29 protein-coding genes and 1 pseudogene are annotated in these 15,694 nt (G+C 57.2%); 20 read left to right on the top strand and 10 right to left on the bottom strand.

From position 1 onward, the window contains the following. Window positions 1-48: 48 nt before the first annotated feature. The 7 genes from KW568_RS18040 to KW568_RS18015 all read right to left on the bottom strand — a co-directional run bounded on the left by KW568_RS18040 (window position 49) and on the right by KW568_RS18015 (window position 2,051). On the bottom strand, window positions 49-315 hold the full coding sequence (locus KW568_RS18040) for a hypothetical protein (protein WP_259536581.1): 267 nt from the start codon (window positions 313-315) through the stop codon (window positions 49-51). Beyond that, window positions 312-533, bottom strand: coding sequence for a hypothetical protein (locus KW568_RS18035; RefSeq protein ID WP_196172363.1), 222 nt, complete (start codon window positions 531-533; stop codon window positions 312-314). The genes KW568_RS18040 and KW568_RS18035 overlap by 4 nt, the downstream gene beginning before the upstream one ends. Further along, window positions 530-766, bottom strand: coding sequence for a hypothetical protein (locus KW568_RS18030; protein WP_259536580.1), 237 nt, complete (start codon window positions 764-766; stop codon window positions 530-532). Before KW568_RS18030 ends, KW568_RS18035 begins: the two co-directional genes overlap by 4 nt. Further along, entirely contained in the window at window positions 763-1,086 is a 324-nt protein-coding gene (locus tag KW568_RS18025; protein WP_259536579.1) for a hypothetical protein, read from the bottom strand. Before KW568_RS18025 ends, KW568_RS18030 begins: the two co-directional genes overlap by 4 nt. A gap of 20 nt (window positions 1,087-1,106) precedes the next feature. Beyond that, a complete protein-coding gene (locus tag KW568_RS31175) occupies window positions 1,107-1,340 on the bottom strand; it encodes a DUF551 domain-containing protein (protein WP_409077979.1) in 234 nt (77 codons plus the stop codon). After that, complete coding sequence (locus tag KW568_RS18020) at window positions 1,337-1,699, bottom strand: hypothetical protein (RefSeq protein ID WP_259536578.1); 363 nt, start codon at window positions 1,697-1,699, stop codon at window positions 1,337-1,339. Before KW568_RS18020 ends, KW568_RS31175 begins: the two co-directional genes overlap by 4 nt. A gap of 187 nt (window positions 1,700-1,886) precedes the next feature. Beyond that, window positions 1,887-2,051 (bottom strand): hypothetical protein, encoded by a 165-nt coding sequence (locus tag KW568_RS18015; RefSeq protein ID WP_259536577.1) that lies wholly within the window; start codon window positions 2,049-2,051, stop codon window positions 1,887-1,889. A 735-nt stretch (window positions 2,052-2,786) separates the two neighbouring features. Here KW568_RS18015 and KW568_RS18010 point away from each other — a divergent pair. The 4 genes and pseudogenes from KW568_RS18010 to KW568_RS17995 all read left to right on the top strand — a co-directional run. Then, window positions 2,787-2,939, top strand: coding sequence for a hypothetical protein (locus tag KW568_RS18010; protein WP_310796052.1), 153 nt, complete (start codon window positions 2,787-2,789; stop codon window positions 2,937-2,939). Window positions 2,940-2,983: 44 nt separating this feature from the next. Further along, window positions 2,984-3,343 (top strand): IS66 family insertion sequence element accessory protein TnpB, encoded by a 360-nt coding sequence (tnpB, locus tag KW568_RS18005; RefSeq protein WP_010954006.1) that lies wholly within the window; start codon window positions 2,984-2,986, stop codon window positions 3,341-3,343. An 18-nt stretch (window positions 3,344-3,361) separates the two neighbouring features. Next, on the top strand, window positions 3,362-4,894 hold the full coding sequence (locus KW568_RS18000; RefSeq protein WP_029885958.1) for an IS66-like element ISPpu13 family transposase: 1,533 nt from the start codon (window positions 3,362-3,364) through the stop codon (window positions 4,892-4,894). A gap of 46 nt (window positions 4,895-4,940) precedes the next feature. Then, window positions 4,941-5,162 (top strand): annotated as a pseudogene (locus KW568_RS17995) (DUF1654 domain-containing protein); the annotation flags it as partial. A gap of 42 nt (window positions 5,163-5,204) precedes the next feature. On the opposite strand, the gene KW568_RS17990 reads toward KW568_RS17995, so the two are convergent. Genes KW568_RS17990 through KW568_RS17980 form a run of 3 tightly spaced genes read right to left on the bottom strand, consistent with a single transcriptional unit; the run spans window position 5,205 to window position 8,882 of the window. Then, window positions 5,205-6,221: a DNA cytosine methyltransferase gene (locus KW568_RS17990; protein WP_082423985.1), complete on the bottom strand. Its 1,017-nt coding sequence runs from the start codon at window positions 6,219-6,221 to the stop codon at window positions 5,205-5,207. Then, window positions 6,222-8,039: an ATP-dependent endonuclease gene (locus tag KW568_RS17985; protein ID WP_259536576.1), complete on the bottom strand. Its 1,818-nt coding sequence runs from the start codon at window positions 8,037-8,039 to the stop codon at window positions 6,222-6,224. 36 nt (window positions 8,040-8,075) lie between these two features. Continuing rightward, window positions 8,076-8,882: an XRE family transcriptional regulator gene (locus KW568_RS17980; protein ID WP_259536575.1), complete on the bottom strand. Its 807-nt coding sequence runs from the start codon at window positions 8,880-8,882 to the stop codon at window positions 8,076-8,078. A 103-nt stretch (window positions 8,883-8,985) separates the two neighbouring features. On the opposite strand from KW568_RS17980, the gene KW568_RS17975 reads away from it, so the two are divergent. The 16 genes from KW568_RS17975 to KW568_RS17900 all read left to right on the top strand — a co-directional run bounded on the left by KW568_RS17975 (window position 8,986) and on the right by KW568_RS17900 (window position 15,515). Beyond that, complete coding sequence (locus tag KW568_RS17975; protein WP_004573831.1) at window positions 8,986-9,201, top strand: helix-turn-helix transcriptional regulator; 216 nt, start codon at window positions 8,986-8,988, stop codon at window positions 9,199-9,201. 30 nt (window positions 9,202-9,231) lie between these two features. Further along, on the top strand, window positions 9,232-9,420 hold the full coding sequence (locus KW568_RS17970) for a hypothetical protein (RefSeq protein WP_004573832.1): 189 nt from the start codon (window positions 9,232-9,234) through the stop codon (window positions 9,418-9,420). 18 nt (window positions 9,421-9,438) lie between these two features. Continuing rightward, window positions 9,439-9,618 carry a hypothetical protein gene (locus tag KW568_RS17965; protein ID WP_084850610.1) on the top strand — a complete coding sequence of 60 codons (180 nt, stop codon included), beginning with the start codon at window positions 9,439-9,441 and terminating at the stop codon, window positions 9,616-9,618. 92 nt (window positions 9,619-9,710) lie between these two features. Then, a complete protein-coding gene (locus tag KW568_RS17960; RefSeq protein WP_409077978.1) occupies window positions 9,711-10,532 on the top strand; it encodes a Rha family transcriptional regulator in 822 nt (273 codons plus the stop codon). Continuing rightward, window positions 10,532-11,311 carry a Pyocin large subunit-like protein gene (locus KW568_RS17955; protein ID WP_259536573.1) on the top strand — a complete coding sequence of 260 codons (780 nt, stop codon included), beginning with the start codon at window positions 10,532-10,534 and terminating at the stop codon, window positions 11,309-11,311. The genes KW568_RS17960 and KW568_RS17955 overlap by 1 nt, the downstream gene beginning before the upstream one ends. Continuing rightward, window positions 11,308-12,069, top strand: coding sequence for a replication protein P (locus KW568_RS17950; protein ID WP_259536572.1), 762 nt, complete (start codon window positions 11,308-11,310; stop codon window positions 12,067-12,069). The genes KW568_RS17955 and KW568_RS17950 overlap by 4 nt, the downstream gene beginning before the upstream one ends. Further along, window positions 12,069-12,263, top strand: coding sequence for a hypothetical protein (locus KW568_RS17945; protein ID WP_028699424.1), 195 nt, complete (start codon window positions 12,069-12,071; stop codon window positions 12,261-12,263). Before KW568_RS17950 ends, KW568_RS17945 begins: the two co-directional genes overlap by 1 nt. Continuing rightward, the gene (locus KW568_RS17940; RefSeq protein WP_259536571.1) at window positions 12,263-12,631 is read left to right on the top strand and encodes a hypothetical protein; all 369 of its coding nucleotides are present in this window, start codon (window positions 12,263-12,265) and stop codon (window positions 12,629-12,631) included. The genes KW568_RS17945 and KW568_RS17940 overlap by 1 nt, the downstream gene beginning before the upstream one ends. Beyond that, window positions 12,631-12,873 carry a hypothetical protein gene (locus tag KW568_RS17935; protein WP_259536570.1) on the top strand — a complete coding sequence of 81 codons (243 nt, stop codon included), beginning with the start codon at window positions 12,631-12,633 and terminating at the stop codon, window positions 12,871-12,873. The genes KW568_RS17940 and KW568_RS17935 overlap by 1 nt, the downstream gene beginning before the upstream one ends. After that, window positions 12,873-13,175: a hypothetical protein gene (locus KW568_RS17930; RefSeq protein WP_259536569.1), complete on the top strand. Its 303-nt coding sequence runs from the start codon at window positions 12,873-12,875 to the stop codon at window positions 13,173-13,175. The genes KW568_RS17935 and KW568_RS17930 overlap by 1 nt, the downstream gene beginning before the upstream one ends. Next, on the top strand, window positions 13,172-13,393 hold the full coding sequence (locus KW568_RS17925) for a hypothetical protein (RefSeq protein WP_259536568.1): 222 nt from the start codon (window positions 13,172-13,174) through the stop codon (window positions 13,391-13,393). The genes KW568_RS17930 and KW568_RS17925 overlap by 4 nt, the downstream gene beginning before the upstream one ends. Next, complete coding sequence (locus KW568_RS17920) at window positions 13,390-13,860, top strand: hypothetical protein (RefSeq protein ID WP_259536567.1); 471 nt, start codon at window positions 13,390-13,392, stop codon at window positions 13,858-13,860. Before KW568_RS17925 ends, KW568_RS17920 begins: the two co-directional genes overlap by 4 nt. Continuing rightward, window positions 13,857-14,105, top strand: coding sequence for a hypothetical protein (locus tag KW568_RS17915; protein ID WP_039615284.1), 249 nt, complete (start codon window positions 13,857-13,859; stop codon window positions 14,103-14,105). Before KW568_RS17920 ends, KW568_RS17915 begins: the two co-directional genes overlap by 4 nt. Beyond that, window positions 14,105-14,710, top strand: a complete 606-nt coding sequence (locus KW568_RS17910) for a recombination protein NinG (protein ID WP_259536566.1) — start codon at window positions 14,105-14,107, stop codon at window positions 14,708-14,710. The genes KW568_RS17915 and KW568_RS17910 overlap by 1 nt, the downstream gene beginning before the upstream one ends. Next, entirely contained in the window at window positions 14,707-14,829 is a 123-nt protein-coding gene (locus tag KW568_RS17905; protein ID WP_259536565.1) for a hypothetical protein, read from the top strand. Before KW568_RS17910 ends, KW568_RS17905 begins: the two co-directional genes overlap by 4 nt. Further along, window positions 14,826-15,515, top strand: coding sequence for a hypothetical protein (locus tag KW568_RS17900; RefSeq protein WP_259536564.1), 690 nt, complete (start codon window positions 14,826-14,828; stop codon window positions 15,513-15,515). Before KW568_RS17905 ends, KW568_RS17900 begins: the two co-directional genes overlap by 4 nt. Window positions 15,516-15,694 lie beyond the last annotated feature (179 nt).

The raw sequence follows: 15,694 nt of genomic DNA, 5'->3' as shown, positions 1-15,694 counted from the left end.
TGAAGCTGCCGCGCCAGGTGGCGAAACGGCGGGCGCGCTCGTAGCCGGTCATGGCTTTATTCCCAGAAGCTTCAGCAGGTTGAAGACTCCTCGCCCAGGCCTGCCGCCGCCGCGCGGGATGTACTTGCCAGTGCCGGGCCAGAAGTCGGCGACCTTGCCTTCATGCGAAACGATCAGGTGCGCGCCCATGTTCTTGGTTTCGAACTGAATGCCACGCTCGGTGAGCATCTCAGCGCTGCTCTGGCGATTCTTTGCTCGGCGTTCGGCGCTCTCAGCCTGCCAGCCGATTTCTACGGTGCGCTCTATGTCTCTCATGTGCGCACCTGATAGCCGACAGTCCACTCTCCGCAGAGGTAGGAGCGGCAGTGCCACGCCTCAGGGTTTTCGATGAACGACTCTTTGGCAGCCTGCTTGGCATCCCACAGGGTCGGACCTTTGAACAGCATCAGGATTCGCCCCTCTGGCAGGGCCATGGATTCCTGAACCTCGGCCACCTGGTCATCAACCAGCGACGGGAAAACTGGAGTTGTCATGATGCCTCCTGCTTGCGGTAGACGTCAGCCCAGGCCTGATGGGCTCTATCGATTATCCGGTTCAAGCGTTCGACGTAGTTGCGCTGATCCGGGATATCAATCGCACCAGTTAGGCCGGCCAGATCAATAGCCATTGCCAATTCGCCGCGCAGCGTGTCGTTGTACCCTGCGCAGATGGCCTCAAACCTTGAATTTATGATGTTCACCACATCCTGCCTGGTCTTCTTGTTCATGCCGCCTCCCAGCTGCTATGGCGAATATCGTCATACCTGTCTTCAGCTTCGGCAGCGGCCTTGTCTTCCAGGTACTCCCAAAGAATCTCTTCGATTTCCTCGGCGTACTTTTCAGCAGCCGCAGCGCAGCCGTTCTTGCCAAGGTCAACTGGATTTCCTTCGTCGTCATAGGTGTTGCCCGAGACGACTTCAAACTCAATTTCGCGGTAGCCGTAGAAGTCATCCGGACTTGCCCAGCTATTCGGATCGCCTTTCACGGAATTGGAGTAGGTGATTTCGCACTGGAGGACGAACTCCTCCACGATTACTTCGTAGGCCATGGTCGCCTCCAGGTGGTGGGTTACTCGGTGGGTGGGGAAGGGAGGGGCTGCCAGTGGGTCGGCTTCCAGCTTGAAGTCCAGCTGCTTTGCGGCTCTTCCCACGAGAAGTACGGCGGATATCCGTGGGCGTGAGCAATCGAGCCCTTGCCGTATTCGCGGTAAAGCGACTCACGGGCACCGTATTGTTCGTTCCAAGCAAGAACCCTGGTCCCTATCTCAGGCAGCCTGTCGCTGCACTTGATCCAGCCGCTCATGGCTTCACCCTGGCCTTGTCGATGGCGTCCAGCTGCTCAGCCCATGCCTCTGTGAATTCGAGATAATCGGCGCTGTCGAGCCACTGAGCTTGAACAAAGTCAACATCGCCGCTTGGGCTGACACGCTGAAGCCAGTCTTCGAAAACGCGTTGCTGTGCGTTCTCTGTCAGCGAGACCAGCGCGGCGAACATGTCGGGCGCAGCAGCCATCAAGCAGGCATTTGCTTCGCCTTCCTTGATCAGGCTGTTGTAGGAGGCGATCACGATGTCGCCTCCGTCCGCTGTTACTTGGGCTTCGAGTTTGTCGAGGGGGTTGTAGCCGGACCAGTAGCTCCATGGCCCTGGAGTGTGCTTGCTCATCGTGTGAACCTCGGTAGCCAACCGCATGGATCAGGTGCCAGGCACCAGGGACCAAACTGGGCGTGAAAAGCCAGCCTGGCACCCGCCAATGCGGTCGAAGTGAAGGGAAGGGTGCAGGCGCCCGGCGCTGCCCGGGATGCGTCGAGTCTGGCCAGCTGATGCCCTCGGACTCGCCTGCAAAAGGGTGTTACTGGTCGGCCTTGAGGTGGGCGATTGCCGCCCGGTAGGCCGCTGCGTTGTCACGCTCAAGCTGAGCTTGTTCGTGATTGCCCTCAGCCTCGTTGATCGGCGCGTTGGTTTCGCAAGCCTGAGCACTGATCTCCAGCTGGGCGATAGCTGCTGCGTGTTTCATGGGGTTCTCCTGATGATGCGGGATGCATCGGGGTGCAAGCTCAGCGGAGTCGAACCGCTATCTGCGCCGGACTTTCTCGGCCTGGTGATCAGGCAGGCCACGGCCAGGTAGTCTTGGGCAGCTACTCCCGCGACTTCTGTCCCCGCGCGCAGATGCTTCCTGCGAACTTGCACTCCGATGCAGCCTGCGATGGGGAGCAGGGCATCGGGCCGTCTTTCCGGCTGTCACCGCACAACCATTGAGCCCGTCATGCGGAAGGGCTATCCCTTTATGCGCTTGGGAGTCCAGCGGCCGGCTAACCCCGGTCAGGATTCATTTCCCGTCTGGCCCTGTCGCCAAGGCCAGCCAGTGAAATCGTTCTCTCTCAGGCCCCGGTCGCTCACCCGGTATCGCGCTTCCTGCATCTGTCGAGGCATGCGCGCCGCTTGGATGCCGCTCTATTGCGGCATACCTGATCGCACCAGAGCCCTGCGGGGATGGTGGCCTGCTATGCCTGCAGGCTCGGCGGTCTTGGTTGTTAAAGAGCGATGAGGCTTGAGGGCCTCCGCAGTCTCTGGTGAGTGACTGCGTGTTGAGGTAAATATCACGCATCGTGTTTTTCGTGTCAACACGAAATGTGATTTATTTTTTCAGGCCCGTGTTGAGATTCTTCTTGGCGAAGCGTGTTCACCTTTCACGTGGCGTGATGTATGCTCCGCCAAATACTGGATGTATATACAGTTAACGGAGGAAGGTATGGCCAAGCAGAAGAAGTCGACCCCACAAGCGCGCCAGGAGATGACGGCCCTTGAACGGCTGGGTCTGAGGGTGTCGTCGATGATCAACCATCCGATCGCGCAGTCGCAGCGTAAGCGCTCCATGAACCCCACATTCAAAGCGCTTACCTGATCCTCGATGCTGTGCTCCCGATTTCTTTCTGGAGCTCGCCGACCATGATGCGACCCGACGCCAAAGTCGAAAAAGTGTACCTCTACCCCAAGCCTGTCGACTTTCGAAAATCCATCGATGGCCTGGCCGCATTGGTCGAACTCGATATCAAAGTGGCGGTGTTCGACCCAGTGCTTTTCGTCTTCCTCAACAAGCCGCGCAACCGCGTGAAGATCCTGTATTGGGAACGCAACGGCTTCTGCCTCTGGCTCAAACGCCTGGAGTCCGAACGTTTCAAAACTTCACCTGATCCGACTGACGTCGCCATTGTCCTGACCGTTCAGGAACTGAACTGGCTACTCGATGGCTTCGACCTCTGGCGCAACCGTCCGCATCAGGTTTTGACGCCTCGATACGTCGCCTGATTCGGTATAATCCGCGGCATGATTTCCATGCCCGAAAACCTCCCTGACGATCCTGTTCTGCTCAAGCAACTGCTTGAGCAGATGATCCACGAGCGCGCGTCCGACAAGGGCAAGATCGTTCATCTCGAAGAGGAAGTTGCGCTGTTGCGCCAGCGCTTGTTCGGGCGCAAGACCGAGCAGACTGGCGATACGGCGACACCACAGTTGCCACTCTTCGACGAAGCGGAAAGCCTGGCCGAGCCCTTGGATGAGGCTGACGACGAAGAAGTCGTTGCGCCAACCAAACGCCGTGGCAAGCGCAAGCCGCTGCCAGCTGATTTGCCGCGTATCGAAGTTGTCCACGAACTGCCCGAGCATGAACTGACCTGCGCTTGTGGCTGCCGTAAACATGCCATCGGTGAAGAAGTCAGCGAACAACTTGAAATCGTCCCGATGCAGATTCGCGTCATCAAACATGTTCGCAAGGTGTACGGCTGCCGGGACTGCGAGTCAGCGCCCGTAACGGCGGACAAGCCCGCCCAGATGATCGAGAAAAGCATGGCCAGCCCGAGTGTGCTGGCCATGCTGCTGACCACCAAATACGTAGACGGCTTGCCGCTTCACCGCTTCGAAAAAGTGCTGGGGCGTCACGGTATCGATATCCCGCGCCAGACCCTGGCACGCTGGGTGATTCAATGCAGCGAGCACTTTCAGCCGCTGCTGAATCTGATGCGCGAAAGCCTGTTGAACAGTCGGATCATCCACTGTGATGAAACACGTGTGCAGGTGTTGAAAGAGCCTGGTCGTGAGCCCAGCAGCCAATCCTGGATGTGGGTGCAAACCGGCGGCCCACCTGATCGCCCGGTGATCCTTTTCGACTACGCCACCAGCCGAGCGCAGGAGGTGCCGGTGCGCCTGCTGGACGGCTATCGCGGCTATGTCATGACCGACGACTACGCCGGTTACAACGCGCTGGCCGCACAGGACGGGCTGGAGCGATTGGGCTGCTGGGCGCACGCGCGCCGCAAGTTCGTCGAAGCGCAGAAAGTACAGCCCAAGGGCAAAACAGGACGCGCTGACATCGCATTGAACCTGATCAATAAGCTCTATGGCGTCGAGCGCGACTTGAAGGACAGTGACGACGAAGATCGTAAGGTTGCCCGCATGGAGCGCAGCCTGCCATTGCTGACTCAGCTGAAAAACTGGGTAGAGAAAACGCAACCTCAGGTCACGACGCAGAATGCCTTGGGCAAGGCCATCGGTTACTTGGCCAGCAACTGGAGCAAATTGGAACGCTACGTCGAGCACGGCTACTTGCCGATGGACAACAACGCGGCCGAGCGTGCGATCCGCCCGTTTGTCATCGGGAGAAAGAACTGGTTGTTCAGTGACACGCCCAAAGGTGCCACTGCCAGCGCACAACTTTACAGCTTGGTAGAAACGGCCAAAGCCAACGGCCAAGAACCCTATGCGTGGCTGCGCCACGCACTGGAACGCCTGCCGCAGGCGTGCTCAGTCGAAGACTACGAAGCGCTACTGCCATGGAATTGCACACCTCACATACACAGCTAGGTGCGCTGCCCATCTTTGGTTAGGTGGGGTTTATGGAGCGCTTACGTCGCAGCGCTGGGTGACAATCCATCGCCTGGACACGGATGGAGACATGGAGTGGGAGGAGGTGATGGGGCTGCTGGCCGAGACGCCGGAGCTGGACCTGACCTTCAACGACGATGAGAGCGTGACGGTTCGGTGGGAGGAGGGGAGCGCAGACGATCGTGAAGACCTGGTCGTGGAGCGGGGGTGGGGGGAGGAGAGAGCGGAGGAAGAGACGCCTTTCTGAGGGAGGTTGAAAGCCCACGCAATTGTGGGCAACAACTGAATCTTAGCTAAAAGCGGTTGAAATGCTCTCGGCCATCAATGGCGGAACAGCATTTCCTACTTGCCTTGCACGAGATTGCAAGGAGCCGAAGAATCGATAACTTCTAGGAAAGGTCTGTAGTGATGCAGCCTCACGTAAGCTTAATCCCCTCATTTGATTAGGGTGGCCGAATCTGCCATTCGAGTAGCTGAGGCATTTTGTTGTCAGGCCTGAAGCAGGCCTATCCCAGGCTAAACGTCCGTATACATCACTATGACCTGAATAATTTCTGTGGCAGTTTAAAAGTAATTCTTCTGGCCAGTTTTCTCTTCCGCCACCCTCCAGGGTGTGGGCTATCCTCTGCAAATTAATCTCTGAAAGATTCATAGCACAATGATCAGGGTCCGATTGGTTAGCCTCTCCAGCTGCGAGAGGCGGCAGATCTTCAATCCAATCGCGCACAGTTGAGAAGGGAGCTAGTCCCGCGCCATGAGTCGCTCTCGGTATACTTACAGTCTCATGCTTGGCTGCTACTAATACTAGTCTAGACCGAGTCTGCGGTACGCCAAAGGATGCGGCCTGCACGACTGCTGCATCATATGAGTATCCAAGCTTGTCCAGTAGCTTGGTGAAGCTAACAAAAGTTTCGCTTTTCAGGCAGTCTTTCTGCATTCCGGGAACGTTTTCGACGAAAACATAGTCAGGGAGCCAGAACTCTACAAATCTACCAAATTCGGAAAGAAGATTGCGTCGAGGATCATCGCTCGATTGGAAGCGATTCTGTTTGGAGAACGGTTGGCAAGGGGCGCAACCGCTAAATAGCACTTTGCCCTCAATGCCAAGCATTATTTTTGAAAGCACATCTGGAGTAAGCGCTCGGATGTCTGCTTCAATAAATTCGGCTTCAGGAAAATTGAACCTATATGTTTTCGCGGCGTCTGGGTCAATATCAAGACCCAGCCGTACATTCATTCCGGCATTTCGGAAACCGCAGCTCGTGCCTCCGCAGCCCGAAAAAAAATCGAAGACATTTATGGTCATCTATCTGCCATCATTGAATTTCTCGATTCGAGAGCGTATTTTTTCGAAATCGGCATTGCTAAAAGGAATTAATGCTAGCTCAATACATTGAATTGTAAAAATTTCCTCAGATTTTATTTGGTCTGCGCTGCCTCTGTCAAGTTGGGTTTTTGCGTAATCCAGTATGATCTCTTTCGCGTCACGGTTTTTATGCGTCGTTGAAAAAGAAGGGCTATTTGCCACTATGAATTCCTCTGCAGTATTCATTGGTAAAAAATCAACATACTGCGATGTCCAATCTATAAATTGGCGTTGCATAGAGTAAAGTTGAGATTTGTTTCCGCCGCTTTTTCCGTTCCCATCGATCTTGAAGTCGATTTTACAACCGGTTAGCTTTTTAATCTCTTCTCCGAGACTTTCATTTTCCGCTTCTGGTATTGAGGAGGATTTACGTAATGGAGGTTTTCGTTTGTCTCCATCGAGAAGAAAAAGAATATCTTTTCGATCGGCAATGCAAAATATTGGAACATAGGTCGCCCACAAGGCTTCCGCACCACCTGGTATATACATTACTTCATATTTTTCAACGTGAGGCCCCAAGCTTTTTAGGGCTCTTTCCACTATCGATTTGGCGAGCTTATCCTCCACAATAATTGTAAGCTTAGTCGCTGAAGGTTCACCGATGTAGTAAAATGCATCGTCTGGAGACAGGCTCTGCGAAACCAAAGCGACCTTTCCAGTGTTTTCGTTCAATCTGAGGGTTTTGATTGCGGATGGCGGGAGGTGCCTAATAATCGCTGGTGAGTGAGTAGATAAAATAACCTGGTGATTATTTTTTGTGACCTCGCTAATAAGCAGCTTCATTAATCGTTCCTGCGCGCCAGGATGTAGCGAAACTTCAGGTTCGTCTAGTAGGATTAGAGAGTTTGGAGGGGCTTGTAGTACGCCAAGCACTAACATGACGACCGCGAACTCTCCGCTTCCTGCGAATGCCTCTGAATACCGAATGTCTGAATGTGACAAACGAACAGTTTTTCCAGGGTTCTTAAAAAACGTGTGCGCAACTATTTCAATTTTTTTATACGATCGCCCCAAAACGTATGAAACAAGTTCGGTTTCATCCTTGCTAAGTTCGCGATTGAGCTTGTCTTCTATTTTATCTCTACCATAATATAAGTAACTTGCCGATTTTGCTTCAATTGCGGCATGAAGATGAATTGACTTGTGTCGAATGAAGTCCTGCTTGGTTTTTATTTTTTCAGTTTTGAGAAAATCGCCGTGGTAAAAAAATTTATCATAGGCGCTTAGCTCTGTTCTGAAATCTAGTAAAGTGACTTTTTTGGCTATTGCGTTATATCTGGTTTTTGATCGCCCTTTAGGTAATGGGGCGCCAGTCTTAATTGGAGGCATTCTTTCCATGCCATATTTTACTATCGGGCGCGAAGGTTCCCAGTAGTCAGGGTTTTGACCCGCCACTGTTTTATCGTATCTGGAACGTGTTTTAAGAACTTCAACAATCCGGTTCTCATGCTCGTTGAGGTAGCCGTAAATTAGGCAGTTGGGGGTCCCGCCTTCTTCCTCTATAGGGTCTAACGATGTCGAGAACCAAAATGTGCCTGGAGAGTTGTCCGCAGGGGCGCCGAAAAGTGCTCTGATGATTGAGCTTTTGTTGGTTCCGTTCTCACCAACGAGAGCTGTTATCGGGTATAAAAAGTCTAGCTTTAGGCCAGGTTCAAGATTTCGGTATTTCGGAAATCTTATGTGGCTAATGAAAGGTTCAAAATCTTTAGTTTTATGTCTAAATTTTTGGTCTAAAGCGTCACGCCCGATTATGTTCATGTGTGGTTTTTATAAATGAAAAAATGTCAGTAAGGTTTAAACAAGATGTGTGTTCCAGACCAGTAGCACCCGCGCCTGGATGTAGGTCATGTCCCGCCGGATCAGTCGATCCTTGTGCCGCGGGTTGTCCGAAATCATCTCGTAGTGCTCCTCATCAGCCACCTGCAGGCGCTTGATGTAGAGCAGGTCATCCCAGACGAAGAGGTACACCCCATCGCCTACGAAGTCGCGGACGTTGATGTTCACGATCAGCGGGTCGCGATGCTTAATGGTGGGCTCCATCGACTGGCCCCAGCCGGTGACCACCTTCAGGTGGTAGTGCTCCTCGAACTCGACGCCGATTTCCCGCAGGTGACTGGGGCTGACGCGAATGTCCTTGAGCATTTCCGGGTAGTCGTGGGGGAGTTGGCCGCCACCCATTGCAGCGCGGATATCGTAGTGAGCGATCCGGACCTCGTCCCCGACAAGGCCAGGGCGCTTCATGTCATCAGACATGACCCCAGACAAGGAATAATCCTCAGCCGCGGCTATCAAGCGCTGCCGGGCTTCTTCCGGAATGCCCTTACCACTTTTGGCAAGCATCAGCTTAACCAAGTCGGCCGTGCTTCGAACTGTTGTGGTAGGAGCCTCGACGACAGGCTGGCTAAGCAGTAGCTCGGACTGGTCGACGCCCAAGGCCGATGCCATGGCCGCGATGTCTGCCAAGGTCGGCTCCCTCGTGCCTGCCTCGTAATTCCCGACCCGAGATTGCGATTTCCAGCCACAGGCCTCTGCCAGTTGGGCCTGGGACATTCCCGTCGCTTTTCTCAGGCGCTTGATGCGCTGGCTCAATGATTCGTTCATGCGCGGAATTTCATCACGAAACGAAATACCCGGCTTTCACTTATTGTGATTGCAATTAACACGATGCGTGTTTATCCTTCGGTCATCAATGGAGGAAGACCGTATGAACCAAGTCCGAACGATTCGCGAAAGGGCTGGCGTTACCCAGGCAGCGCTGCGCCGTCAGCTCGGCTGGAATCAGTCCCGCCTGGCCAACTACGAATCAGGCCTGCGCAACCCAGGCCTGCAAGAGGCGCGACTCATTGTGGAAGCGCTGAACGTCCTCGGTGCCAGTTGTGCCCTCGACGATGCGTTTCCGCCTGCGCAAGTCGCCGCCTAATCATTTCCAACTGCAAGGAGCTATCCCCGCATGTACGCCAACCCCAAGCACCTGCATGACCGTGAGATCAAGGTCCGGGTCGATGAGGACACTTTCAACCTGATCCAGGCATTAGCCGCGTATCACCGCACCCAGCGTGCCGTGCTGTGCCGCGAACTGCTGGAAGCGCAGTTGGCTGCGCTGGCTTCGGAGAATACCGGCGATCAAACCGCAGCCTGAAGGCCGCGAGGAGGCCCTATGCCGACCGAACAATTCGGTCTGGACCAGGGATCGATGGAGTTGCTTGAGCGAGAGGCGCGGAAGCGGGGGATTACCCCGGAAGCGCTAGCAGCCGAGCTGATTGATCGAGAGCTGGCCAGCCGAACGAAACCTCGAAACGCGAGGGGAACGGTTCTTCCGTTCCAGCGCAAGGCCTGAACAGGCCCTGATAAGCACGAATTACGGGCACAAAAAAGCCGGGATAGCGGCCCGGCTTTCTGCAACACAAAACTCTGAAGGGAATTATGCATATGCAGACCCAAAGTGTACAGGCCCTCAACCGGCCCGCGCCACAAAATGCAAACCACGATTTCGTGGCGCGATCGATTTCCATGTCCAGCCTGGAGCTTGTCGACTTCATCAATTCGCAGCGCGAGGAAGGGGAGGCTGTTCTTGACCATGCCGACCTGATGAAGAAGGTGCCTAAGGTGCTGAAAAAAGATGCCGGAAGATTTTCCGACATCTACCTCGACTCAATGAATCGTCGCCAGAAGTGCTACCGCTTCCCGAAGCGGGAGGCGTGCTTGATGGCGATGTCCTACAGCTACGAGCTGCAGGCCAAGGTGTTCGATCGGATGACGGCTCTGGAGGAAAGCGCAAGAGCGCAGTTCGTACCGAACAACTCAAAGATCGTCGGCGAGCTGGCCATCCTCGAGTGCTTCGATCGACTGCTCAAGCCGGCGCCGTCCAGCAAAATGCTGATGCTGGCCAAGATCGCCCAGAGCAATGGGCTCGATGCCAATTTCCTGCCGGGCTACGCGGTCGATGATGCCCCGGATGCTACGGGCGGATCGTCCATGCCCACGAAGTCTGCTACAGCGCTGCTGAAGGACAACGGCATTCGCATGTCGCCGGCTGTATTCAATAAGGCGCTTCAACAGGCCGGCTACCTGAAGGTGCTTCAGCGCAAGAACTCCAAACAGGAGGTGGTCGACTTTTGGTCGATCACCGAGAAGGGGCTGCGCTACGGCAAGAACCTGACCAGCCCTCAATCCCCTCGCGAAACGCAGCCGCATTGGTACGTGGATCGCTTCCTTGAGCTCGCCGGCCTCGTCGGCGTAGGGCGCAAGTAATGGCCGGAGACTGGATAAAAATGCGCGTAGATCTTCAGACCCATCCGAAAGTTTTCCGCATGGTGTCCGCATTGCGTGCGGACAGGCTGCGGGTAATTGGCGGACTGCATGTCGCTTGGAGCATCTTCGACACCCATTCTGCTGACGGCGTCCTGCATGGCTACACCCCTGATGCCATGGATGCGGTGATCGGCTGGGCAGGTTTCACGCAGGCCATGATCGACGTTGAATGGGCCGCCATCGATGAGGATGGAAGCCTTGTCATGCCTCGCTTTGACGAGCACAACGGGGCCAGCGCAAAGCGCCGCGCCAACGACAGTGAGCGCAAGCGCGCATCTCGAAAGTCCGATTCTGTCCGAAAACTGTCCGCTAGTGATGCGGACAAAACGCGGACCAGAGAAGAGAAGAGAAGAGAAGATAAAGAACAAGATCAAAAGACTTCGTCATCTGGCGATGACTCTGACCTGTTTGATCGTTTCTGGAAGCTGTTCCCGCGCAAAGTGGGCAAAGCCAACGCTGAGAAGGCTTGGGCGAAGCTCAAGGTTGACGCCGACCTGTTCGACCGTATGGCTACGTCGCTGGCAGCCTGGAGCGTGTCCGTCGACTGGACCAAAGACGGCGGCCAGTTCATCCCGCACCCGGCTACCTGGCTGAACGGCAAGCGCTGGGATGACGAACTGCCGCCTGCTGGCAACGTCCACCAGTTCCCGCCACGTCGTCAGGCCAACGGCCCGGATTTCAGCGACACGTCCTGGGCTGACGACTTGGGTGATCTATGAGCGCACAACCGAAACTGCGCAGCGTGACGCAGATCATGGCCAAGGCCGGCAAACTGCCTGCCGAGGTGCACACCCCGGCCAAGCAGCTGGACCCTGGCACCACCGAAGTGGTCAACGCCCTGTTCAAGGAGCTGCAGGCCATCTTCCCAGCGTGGAAGCAGGCCTGGCCGGATGACGAGGCACTGAAGGCTGCCAAGCGCAGCTGGATCAAGTCCTTCGTCGCCGCGGGCATCAACACCCTGGAGCAGATCCGCTTCGGCATCCAGAAGTGCCGGGTGCTGGGTACCGACTTCGCCCCGAGCAGCGGCAAGTTCATCAAGCTGTGTCAGCCAACCCCGGAAGAGATGGGCATTCCGCCGCTTTCGAGGGCCCTGGCAGAGGCGCTGGAGAACTTCCACCCCAGCAGGGCAGGGTCACGCGTTTGGACGCACGCAGCGGTGCGCCACGCGGCCCTGCAGTGCGAGGCGCAGAACCTAGGATCGATGGAGGTGGAGCGCGCCGAGAAGGTGTTTGCCCGTGCCTACGACATCACGATCCGAATGCTGGTGGCCGGCGAGCCTCTGGGCGACATCGCCATGGGTATCGGACATGACAGCCAGAAGAGCGCCGCGCAGCTGGCCGACGAGTACGCAAGCCAAAGTCAGGTCCGCCTGCTGGAGGTCCAGCAGATACCAACCAGCGCCGCCGCATGCCGTGCACACCTGCTGGCCAAGTTGAACATCAAGCGCGCCGGGCAGCCGGCCGGGGAGGGGGTGTGATGCGCAAGTTCAATCCGCGCGGTGCTCAGGCATGGATGCTTCGCCGACCATGGCTTGCTCGTCTGTACCTGCTGGCACTGCTGCCGTTCACTCCGATCATTTTCTCTGTCGCGATCCTTTGGCAGAACCGTCGAGATTTCCGGGAGATACCCGAGCTGATTTCAGCCATTTTCCTGCCTTGGGAGCAGCACTGATGAGCATGTGTGATCAACAACTGCTGGAGCTGGCGGCGAAGGCTGCTGGAATCCGCCCGGTCCTCTGCTACGAGGCCGCCCGTAATTGCCTGCGCATTGGCAGCCGCGACTCCTACCGCCTGTGGCGACCGCTCCAAGACGATAGCGATGCGCTCAAGCTGCTTGTGGATCTCAATTTCGAGGTCGAGCGCAATGGTGGAGGCGAAAGGTTCTATGTCGGCCCGTTTGGAGAGGCCAAATGGATGGAAGACGCTGACGATCACTGGTTCGAAGGCGCTGACGAGCATGAGGTCCGCAGCAAAGCGCTCCGTACCGCAATCGTTCGTGCAGCTGCCGAAATCGGCCAGGCCATGCAGGAGTGCAAGTGATGCAGATTGCTACCGAGACTTACCGCACTGCGTGCCGCCGCTTCGAAGCGCAGATTGAGGAATGCGTGGAGCGCGTGCTGGGTTGCTCGCTGGTGGATGGCCTGGAGCGCGAGCGCGTGCGCACGCATGCCGGGCAGGTGTTCGTCGATGGCCGGCAGGTCTGCTACGTCGAGCCGCCACGCCTGAGCGGCACGAATGTGGTGTGGGTATTCCAGGATTTGACCGCGCAGGAGAAGCACTGATGGACACCAACAAGATGCGCGAAATGCGCGAAGCCTTCGAGCGCACCAACTCCCGCGATCACCGCCGCCTGCCTCCGAAGGGCAACAACTACATCGATCCTATGGCCCAGGCCGACTGGGAGTCGTTTCAGAAGGGCTGGCAGGCCAGTCGTGAGGCCGTAGTAGTTGAGCTGCCGAACCGGGCAGCTGAGGCCTACCGCGAAGAGTTCGAAGATGTGGAGGGTGGCAGCTTCAACGAGGCGGCCTACATCCGCGACGTGCGCAAGGCGATTGAGGCCCAGGGTCTGAAGGTGGCGCTATGAACGCTCTTGCCATGTGGCTCGGTTACGCGGTAATGGCGTGCGCCGGTACCGCCCTTGTCGCCCTGGTGCTTTTCGCCCTGTCCTACGCCTGCGTCACGATAGTGAACAAGTGGATCAAGGCCATGATGCACGCCTACGACCTGAACACGCTGCGCAAGACCATGCGTCAGCTGGAAGCCGAAGGGAAGGTGAGCAAGAAGGCGGGGGTGCGGCCATGACGGAGAAAATCAGCGTCAACAGCCAGGCCAAGCTCTCCGAGGCCGTGACCATGCTCACCCGTCTGTTCCGCGACAAGAAGTTCGTCGTGGTCACCATGCGTCCGGGCAAGGATCGCACCCTGGACCAGAACGCCCTGTGGTTCTCCATGTACGACCGAATCGCCAAGAGCACCGAGATGGGCGACATCGAGGATGTGCGCCGGTACTGCAAGCTGCACTTCGGCGTGCCGATCATGCGCGCCGGCTGCGAAGAGTTCCGCACCGGCTGGGCCGATTCATTCATCCACCTGCCGTATGAGGTGAAGCTGCGCCTGATGGGGCCGTGCGCCATGTTCGGGCCGGATGGTTTCCCGGTGACCCGGCTGTTCGACCGGGCCCAGGGCTGCCAGTACACCGACCGCATCGTGGCCGAGTTCGCGCCGCAGGGTGTGGTGTTCAGCGACTTGCTCAGCGAGGAGGCGGCATGAGCGACGGACTTGGAATCACAACGCAAACCACTGTGTTCCTCTCGGCCGAGAAGGTCGTGAAAGAGATGGATGCCGAGGATATTGGCTCCTTCTGTTCCGCAGTGGCTCAGCGACTGGATCAAGAGTACGCCGGGCGCGCCGGTGCCGCAGCGGACTTCGCCAGCGGGCTAAGTGAGATGGGCTGCCGGTTCCTGGCCGAGGTAGTCACGAGCTTCTACCAGCGGCAGAAACGGGAGGATCGCTGATGACTGCAATCAAGGAGATCAAGCCGAAGAAGTGCAAAGCGCCAGGTTGCGGCAAGCCCTTCAAACCGACCATGACCACGCAGAAGGTGTGCAGCATCTCCTGCGCCAAGGCCATGGCCAAAGATCCGAAGCTGCAGAAGGTCGCGGCCAGGGCAATCACCAAGCAGGCCCGGCAGGACCTGCAGGAGCGCCGGGAGAAGCTGAAGACCCGCCGCGAGCACATGGCCGAGGCCCAGACCGCGTTTAACGCGTACATCCGCGAGCGTGACGCCGGCCTGCCGTGCATCAGCTGCGACTCGCTGCCGAGCGACCACGACCTCATCACCGGCAGCCGATGGGACGCCGGCCATTACCGGTCGGTTGGCGCCTGCCCGGAGCTGCGGTTCGAGCCGCTGAACGTCCACCGGCAATGCGTGAAGTGCAACCGGAACCTGTCGGGGAACGCTGTCGAGTACCGCATCCGGTTGGTGAAGCGCATCGGCGCCGACCGGGTGGACTGGCTCGAAGGGCCTCATAAGCCCCAGCGCCTGACCATCGAAGACCTGCAGGCCATCAAGGCCCTGTACAGGCAAAAACTCAAAGACCTACGGAGGGCAGCAGCATGAACTGGACACCAATCGACAGCGGCCAGCTGCTCATCCTGGCCATGGTCATCTTCGCCGGCTACGCGCTTGTGCGTGGCATGGTCATCTCGAATCGCCGCAAGAAGGAGCAGGGCCGATGAAGTACCAAAGCGTTTTGGCAGCAGTAGTCCGTGCACTTGCGGCAGAGACCATGAGCGGCGTAGGTGGCGGCGATTTCGAGCCAAAGGTGCAGGCCTCGAAGCTGAAGGGGGAGATCACTGGCAAGGATGCGGCGATGCTGGTGGACTGCTGGGTGCACGCCCGCCTGCACAGTAAGCTGATCCCGCGGCATTGGAATGCGCTGACGGCCAGGTTCTCGACCCACAAGGCCAAGAAGGTGGATGCGATCGGGAAGCTGGTACCGCTGATCGCCACGCAGGCGCCTAACCTGTTCCGGTACAAGGCGGTAACGGCCTGGGCCATTCCGCCGGTGAAGGGTGTGCAGGCGCAGTCGGGGCAGGAGGTGGCCAGTCGGGCGGCCCGAGAGCGCGCAGAGTTCGATTCCCTCACCGCTGGCGTGGGCAAGCACCTGGCGGGTGCCGAGATGCCCGAGGACGCCGGCCAGGCGCGCCGCGAGCAGTACGTGAAGCGCTCCACCGACATGATCGTGCTGCCGGCCGAGTTCTACGACATCAACACCTGGGATGGCCAGGGCCTGAACCGCACCACCTACTGGCGCTGGAAGAAGGCCATCGAGAAGGTGCTGGACGAGATGGTGGCAGAGGCGCTGGAGGCGTCTGGAAAGATCCTCCAGCAGGAAGGCGTTTTGATGGCAGATGCCGCTTGACAACTCTGCAACGGTGCAACAAGATTCTTGCATCCTGTCATTCCTGCGCGTGTTGAGGAGTGACACAAAAAAGCCCAGATGATCTCTGGGCTTTTTCAGTTCCACCACGTGTGCCGCCTGATCGGATTCACCCTCCCTGGTAGTCCAGGCTCGGCAGATAGGCGGCACACGTGGTGCAA

Origin of the sequence: Pseudomonas sp. HD6515, assembly GCF_024971855.1 — a bacterium.
GTDB lineage: Bacteria > Pseudomonadota > Gammaproteobacteria > Pseudomonadales > Pseudomonadaceae > Aquipseudomonas > Aquipseudomonas alloputida.
This window is presented reverse-complemented; position numbering and strand designations above follow the sequence as displayed.

What these genes read in the sequence shown, in the direction of transcription:
- KW568_RS18040 (WP_259536581.1), bottom strand. Translation starts at nt 315, where the DNA reads ATGAGAGACATAGAGCGCACCGTAGAAATCGGCTGGCAGGCTGAGAGC.
- KW568_RS18035 (WP_196172363.1), bottom strand. Translation starts at nt 533, where the DNA reads ATGACAACTCCAGTTTTCCCGTCGCTGGTTGATGACCAGGTGGCCGAG.
- KW568_RS18030 (WP_259536580.1), bottom strand. Translation starts at nt 766, where the DNA reads ATGAACAAGAAGACCAGGCAGGATGTGGTGAACATCATAAATTCAAGG.
- KW568_RS18025 (WP_259536579.1), bottom strand. Translation starts at nt 1,086, where the DNA reads ATGGCCTACGAAGTAATCGTGGAGGAGTTCGTCCTCCAGTGCGAAATC.
- KW568_RS31175 (WP_409077979.1), bottom strand. Translation starts at nt 1,340, where the DNA reads ATGAGCGGCTGGATCAAGTGCAGCGACAGGCTGCCTGAGATAGGGACC.
- KW568_RS18020 (WP_259536578.1), bottom strand. Translation starts at nt 1,699, where the DNA reads ATGAGCAAGCACACTCCAGGGCCATGGAGCTACTGGTCCGGCTACAAC.
- KW568_RS18015 (WP_259536577.1), bottom strand. Translation starts at nt 2,051, where the DNA reads ATGAAACACGCAGCAGCTATCGCCCAGCTGGAGATCAGTGCTCAGGCT.
- KW568_RS18010 (WP_310796052.1), top strand. Translation starts at nt 2,787, where the DNA reads ATGGCCAAGCAGAAGAAGTCGACCCCACAAGCGCGCCAGGAGATGACG.
- tnpB (WP_010954006.1), top strand. Translation starts at nt 2,984, where the DNA reads ATGATGCGACCCGACGCCAAAGTCGAAAAAGTGTACCTCTACCCCAAG.
- KW568_RS18000 (WP_029885958.1), top strand. Translation starts at nt 3,362, where the DNA reads ATGATTTCCATGCCCGAAAACCTCCCTGACGATCCTGTTCTGCTCAAG.
- KW568_RS17990 (WP_082423985.1), bottom strand. Translation starts at nt 6,221, where the DNA reads ATGACCATAAATGTCTTCGATTTTTTTTCGGGCTGCGGAGGCACGAGC.
- KW568_RS17985 (WP_259536576.1), bottom strand. Translation starts at nt 8,039, where the DNA reads ATGAACATAATCGGGCGTGACGCTTTAGACCAAAAATTTAGACATAAA.
- KW568_RS17980 (WP_259536575.1), bottom strand. Translation starts at nt 8,882, where the DNA reads ATGAACGAATCATTGAGCCAGCGCATCAAGCGCCTGAGAAAAGCGACG.
- KW568_RS17975 (WP_004573831.1), top strand. Translation starts at nt 8,986, where the DNA reads ATGAACCAAGTCCGAACGATTCGCGAAAGGGCTGGCGTTACCCAGGCA.
- KW568_RS17970 (WP_004573832.1), top strand. Translation starts at nt 9,232, where the DNA reads ATGTACGCCAACCCCAAGCACCTGCATGACCGTGAGATCAAGGTCCGG.
- KW568_RS17965 (WP_084850610.1), top strand. Translation starts at nt 9,439, where the DNA reads ATGCCGACCGAACAATTCGGTCTGGACCAGGGATCGATGGAGTTGCTT.
- KW568_RS17960 (WP_409077978.1), top strand. Translation starts at nt 9,711, where the DNA reads ATGCAGACCCAAAGTGTACAGGCCCTCAACCGGCCCGCGCCACAAAAT.
- KW568_RS17955 (WP_259536573.1), top strand. Translation starts at nt 10,532, where the DNA reads ATGGCCGGAGACTGGATAAAAATGCGCGTAGATCTTCAGACCCATCCG.
- KW568_RS17950 (WP_259536572.1), top strand. Translation starts at nt 11,308, where the DNA reads ATGAGCGCACAACCGAAACTGCGCAGCGTGACGCAGATCATGGCCAAG.
- KW568_RS17945 (WP_028699424.1), top strand. Translation starts at nt 12,069, where the DNA reads ATGCGCAAGTTCAATCCGCGCGGTGCTCAGGCATGGATGCTTCGCCGA.
- KW568_RS17940 (WP_259536571.1), top strand. Translation starts at nt 12,263, where the DNA reads ATGAGCATGTGTGATCAACAACTGCTGGAGCTGGCGGCGAAGGCTGCT.
- KW568_RS17935 (WP_259536570.1), top strand. Translation starts at nt 12,631, where the DNA reads ATGCAGATTGCTACCGAGACTTACCGCACTGCGTGCCGCCGCTTCGAA.
- KW568_RS17930 (WP_259536569.1), top strand. Translation starts at nt 12,873, where the DNA reads ATGGACACCAACAAGATGCGCGAAATGCGCGAAGCCTTCGAGCGCACC.
- KW568_RS17925 (WP_259536568.1), top strand. Translation starts at nt 13,172, where the DNA reads ATGAACGCTCTTGCCATGTGGCTCGGTTACGCGGTAATGGCGTGCGCC.
- KW568_RS17920 (WP_259536567.1), top strand. Translation starts at nt 13,390, where the DNA reads ATGACGGAGAAAATCAGCGTCAACAGCCAGGCCAAGCTCTCCGAGGCC.
- KW568_RS17915 (WP_039615284.1), top strand. Translation starts at nt 13,857, where the DNA reads ATGAGCGACGGACTTGGAATCACAACGCAAACCACTGTGTTCCTCTCG.
- KW568_RS17910 (WP_259536566.1), top strand. Translation starts at nt 14,105, where the DNA reads ATGACTGCAATCAAGGAGATCAAGCCGAAGAAGTGCAAAGCGCCAGGT.
- KW568_RS17905 (WP_259536565.1), top strand. Translation starts at nt 14,707, where the DNA reads ATGAACTGGACACCAATCGACAGCGGCCAGCTGCTCATCCTGGCCATG.
- KW568_RS17900 (WP_259536564.1), top strand. Translation starts at nt 14,826, where the DNA reads ATGAAGTACCAAAGCGTTTTGGCAGCAGTAGTCCGTGCACTTGCGGCA.